Raw genomic sequence first — 2,284 nt, 5'->3', positions numbered from 1 at the left:
GCGGGGAACGGAGCAGGGGCCGGGAAACGAGGAGGCGGGGACGGTCGAGGTGACCGAACTGGCCCGCGCGATGCCGGCCGCCGAGGCGGTGGGCGAGGAGGCGGCCAAGGGCTACGACCTCCTGATCGTCGGCATCGATCCCACGGTGGCGCCGGGTGGCGGCCTTGCCGATGCGGTGGCGCAAGCGGCCGAGCGGTTCGACGGGCCGCTCGCCATCGCGGCGGCACGGGGCGCGCATCGCCATGACCCGGAGCGCGCCGCCCTCTCGGTCCTGGCGGTGATCGACGGCACCCGGGCGGCCCGCCGCGGTGCCGAGATCGCCGTCACCCTGGCCCGCGGCGCGGACGCGCCCTTGACGGTCTTGTTCCTCTCGGACGCCGCCGGGACGCGGCGGCGCCTCGCCGGCTTAGCCCAGGGGGATTCGGCGGCCCTTCGCGATGTGCTCGACCTCGCCGAGCAGGCGGGTCTCCGGGTGCGGATGCAGGTCCGCGCCACCCGGGCGCCCGAGCGCGAGATCCTGCGGCAGGCCAGAGCCGGCAATCACGACCTGATCGTGATGGGCGTCACCCGCCGCGCGGGAGAGGGAGCGGCTTTCGGGCCGCTGGCCGAGACGGTGCTGGAGGCGTCCGACCGGTCGGTGCTGTTCCTGGCGAGCTGACGATCAGTTGCGGTCGTCCGGCAAGGACGGCAGCGGCTGCACCGCAATCCCCTCCTCCACGAGTGAACGTGCCTCGGTCAGGCTCGCCTCGCCGTAGATCGCCCGCGGCTCGACCTCGCCGTAATGCATCTTCCGCGCTTCCGTCGCGAAGTTCTCGCCGACATGGTCGGCGGTGCGGGCGACATGCTCGTGCAGGGCACGGATCATCGCGCGCAGCTGCCGCTCGGGCTCCGAGACCAGGCTCACCGGCGCCTCGGCGGCAACGGGCAGGCGCGGTGCCTCGACCGGGGCCGGCAGGTTCGGCGTGCGGCCGAGCGAGGGCGCCATGATCTGCTTGGCCACCTTCGGGCTGTTGCAGAACGGGCAGGTCACGAGCCCAGCCTGCGCCTGCTCGTCGTAGGACTCGCTCGACGGGAACCAGCTCTCGAAGCTGTGGCCGGACTCGCAGGACAGGGCGTAGAGGATCATGAGAAGGATATCGGTGGACGGGCGCGCATTTGCGAGGGCCTGCGACGCTTCATGCGGTCGGTGTGGCGGAAATCCGGCCGCAAGGGAAGCCGATGGGACGGGACCCCGGTCACGCGCCGAGGGTTTCGACCACCACCGGGCGGGCATGGCGCAGGGCCGGGATGCGGGCGCGCGCATCCGCGACGAGGGCCATGTCGATCTCGGCCAGGATCACCCCCGGCTCATTGCCGTCGGCCTCGGCCAGCACGCGGCCCCAGGGATCGACGATGAGCGAATGGCCGTAGGTCTCGCGCCCGTCCTCGTGCCGTCCCCCTTGCGCCGCCGAGATCATGAACGAGCCGGTCTCGATCGCCCGGGCGCGCTGGAGCACGTGCCAATGCGCCTCGCCGGTCTGGCGGGTGAAGGCGGCGGGCGCCGACAGGATCTCGGCCCCGGCCTCGGCCAGCGCCCGGTAGAGGGCGGGAAAGCGCACGTCGTAGCAGATCGCCATGCCGAGCCGGCCCCACGGCAGATCGACGACGACGGCCCGGGCGCCGCCCGTATAGGTGGCCGATTCCCGGTAGCTCTCGCCGTTCGGCAGGTCCACGTCGTAGAGGTGGAGCTTGTCGTAGGCCGCCCGGATCGCGCCCTCGCGGTCGATCACGAAGGCGCGGTTGGCGACCTTGTCGCCGTTCTTGACGGCGAGCGAGCCGACATGGACCACGATGCCCCGCTCGCGGGCGACGTCGCGCAGCGCACCGAGGGTCGCATCGTCCTCCGGCGCCCGGATCTTGTCGAACAGGCTCAGCCTGTCGCGCTCGAGGAGCGAGGTCATCTCGGGCGTCTGGACGTAATGCGCGCCCCTTTCCGCCGCCTCGCGGATGCCCGCCACCGCGGCGTCGCGATTCTGCGCGGGATCGCGGCCGGAGCGCATCTGCACGCAGGCGGCGACGAAGCGGGGAGCGGTCATGGCGGCGGGACTCCGGGGCGACCCGGCGAGCTTACGCCGGATCGGCCGGTCGCCGCCAGGGGCTCAGCCGGCCAGAAGCGGATCGAGGCGGCCGGACCGGTCGAGGGCATGGAGGTCGTCGCAGCCGCCGACATGGGTCTCGCCGACGAAGATCTGCGGCACGCTGGTGCGCCCGCCGGCCTTGTCGATCATCTCCCGGCGCGCGCCGG

Annotated in this window: 4 protein-coding genes; 1 reads left to right on the top strand and 3 read right to left on the bottom strand. The window is 72.9% G+C overall.

Features of this window, described 5'->3' with window-relative positions; all coding sequences use genetic code 11:
* On the top strand, positions 1-658 hold a 658-nt coding region (locus VP06_RS30830), incomplete at its 5' end, for a universal stress protein (RefSeq protein WP_197093329.1).
* Between the two features lie 3 nt (positions 659-661).
* Here the strand turns inward: VP06_RS30830 and VP06_RS30825 are convergent.
* The 3 genes from VP06_RS30825 to VP06_RS38360 all read right to left on the bottom strand — a co-directional run.
* Positions 662-1,126 carry a DUF1178 family protein gene (locus VP06_RS30825; RefSeq protein WP_048467639.1) on the bottom strand — a complete coding sequence of 155 codons (465 nt, stop codon included), beginning with the start codon at positions 1,124-1,126 and terminating at the stop codon, positions 662-664.
* Between the two features lie 109 nt (positions 1,127-1,235).
* A complete protein-coding gene (locus VP06_RS30820; RefSeq protein WP_048467638.1) occupies positions 1,236-2,075 on the bottom strand; it encodes a carbon-nitrogen hydrolase family protein in 840 nt (279 codons plus the stop codon).
* Positions 2,076-2,138: 63 nt separating this feature from the next.
* The coding region (locus VP06_RS38360) for a thioredoxin domain-containing protein (protein WP_048467637.1) at positions 2,139-2,284 on the bottom strand (146 nt) is incomplete at its 5' end.

It is taken from the genome of Methylobacterium aquaticum, assembly GCF_001043915.1.
In the GTDB taxonomy this organism is placed as follows: Bacteria; Pseudomonadota; Alphaproteobacteria; order Rhizobiales; family Beijerinckiaceae; genus Methylobacterium; species Methylobacterium aquaticum.
The sequence above is the reverse complement of the archived record's forward strand: the minus strand, read 5'-3'. Positions and strand labels throughout refer to the sequence as shown.

What these genes read in the sequence shown, in the direction of transcription:
- VP06_RS30820 (WP_048467638.1), bottom strand. Translation starts at nt 2,075, where the DNA reads ATGACCGCTCCCCGCTTCGTCGCCGCCTGCGTGCAGATGCGCTCCGGC.
- VP06_RS30825 (WP_048467639.1), bottom strand. Translation starts at nt 1,126, where the DNA reads ATGATCCTCTACGCCCTGTCCTGCGAGTCCGGCCACAGCTTCGAGAGC.